Annotated in this window: 1 protein-coding gene; it reads right to left on the bottom strand. The window is 68.5% G+C overall.

Annotated elements, in window-relative coordinates:
* Nucleotides 1-143: 143 nt before the first annotated feature.
* On the bottom strand, nucleotides 144-1,607 hold the full coding sequence (locus ABZ281_RS36075) for an aldehyde dehydrogenase family protein (protein WP_356662282.1): 1,464 nt from the start codon (nucleotides 1,605-1,607) through the stop codon (nucleotides 144-146).
* Between the last annotated feature and the right edge of the window lie 121 nt (nucleotides 1,608-1,728).

Here is a 1,728-nt window from a genome sequence, read left to right on the forward strand (position 1 = left end):
CGTCTGGACTGGGCGCCACCCCCCCCACACCCCCCAAGAGCCGGGCAGGGGCGGTAAGGTACGGCCCGCACGGCCCCGGCCGCCGAAAGGTTCTGGAGGCCGAAAGGTTCTGGAGGCCGGAAGGTTCTGGAGGCCGGAAGGTTCTAGAACGGGAACCCGCTCCGGCCGTGCTGCACCGAGATCCACTTGGTCGTGGTGAACGAGTCCAGCATCGTGTCGCCGTTGAGCCGGCCGATGCCCGAGTGCTTCTCACCGCCGAAGGGAACGATCGGCTCGTCGTGCACGGTGCCGTCGTTCACGTGGAACATGCCCGTGTCGATCTGCTTGGCGAACGCCACACCCCGCTCGATGTTCCCGGTGTGGACGGCACCGCTCAGGCCGTACGGGGTGTCGTTGACGAGACGTACGGCCTCCTCCTCGCCGTCGAACGGCACCAGGAACGCGACCGGCCCGAAGACCTCCTGCCGGAGCAGCGCCGAGTCGGCGGGGAGGTCCGTCAGCACGGACGGCTCGACGAGGTTGTCGGTCCGCCCGCCGCGCACCAGGGCTGTGGCGCCCTCGGCGAGGGCCTGCTCGACCACGCCGGAGACGGCGTCCGCCTGCGAGGAGTTGATGACCGGGCCGATGACGGTCTCCGGGTCGCGCGGGTCGCCCGTCTTGAGGGTCTTGACCTTGGCGACGAACTTCTCGGTGAACTCGTCCGCGACCGACCGGTCCACGAGGACCCGGTTGGCGGCCATGCAGACCTGGCCCTGGTGGACGTACCGGCTGAAGACCGCCGCGTCGACGGCATAGTCGATGTCGGCGTCGTCGAGGACCACCAGCGCGCTGTTGCCGCCCAGTTCGAGGACGGAGCGCTTGAACAGCCGGGCGCAGACGGTCGCCACGTGCCGGCCGACGGCGTCGGAACCGGTGAAGGAGACGACCTTGGGGACCGGGTGCTCGATGAAGGCGTCGCCGATCTCCGCGATGTCCGTGATGACGACGTTCAGCAGCCCGCCGGGCAGCCCCGCGTCCTCGAAGAGCTTCGCGACCAGGGAGCCGCCCACGATCGGGGTGTTCTGGTGCGGCTTGAGCACCACGGCGTTGCCGAGCGCGAGCGCCGGGGCGACGGACTTGATCGACAGCAGGAACGGGAAGTTGAAGGGGCTGATCACGCCCACGACGCCGACCGGCACGCGGTAGACGCGGTTCTCCTTGCCGTCCACCGGCGAGGGGATGATCCGGCCCTCGGGGGCCAGTGCCAGGTGGACCGCCTCGCGCAGGAACTCCTTGGCGAGGTGCAGCTCGAAGGCGGCCTTCAGGCGGGTGCCGCCGAGCTCGGCGATGATGGCCTCGGAGATCTCGGCCTCGCGCTCCTCGATCAGGCGCAGCGCCTTCTCGAAGACCGCCCGGCGGGCGTAGGGGTTGGTCGCGGCCCACTGCTTCTGGGCGCGGGCCGCCGCCCGATACGCCTGATCGACCTCGTCGACCGTTGCTATGGTGATCGACGCGAGCTTCTCGTCGTCGTACGGGTTGAAGTCGATGATGTCCCAGGAACCGGTGCCCGGGCGCCACTCACCGTCGATGTACTGCTGTGCAAGGTCGGTGAAGCAGGACGACGACAATGTGATCCCTCGATCCCTAAGCAGACCCCTGATCGCGCCTTCGCGATCTGATCACACGTCATCGTACTTGTGTTGCAGGCGAGTTGAGGGGCTCCTTGAGGAGAGCGGCCCGGCTCCATCA

The organism is Streptomyces sp. NPDC006265 (genome assembly GCF_040613555.1).
GTDB lineage: Bacteria > Actinomycetota > Actinomycetes > Streptomycetales > Streptomycetaceae > Streptomyces.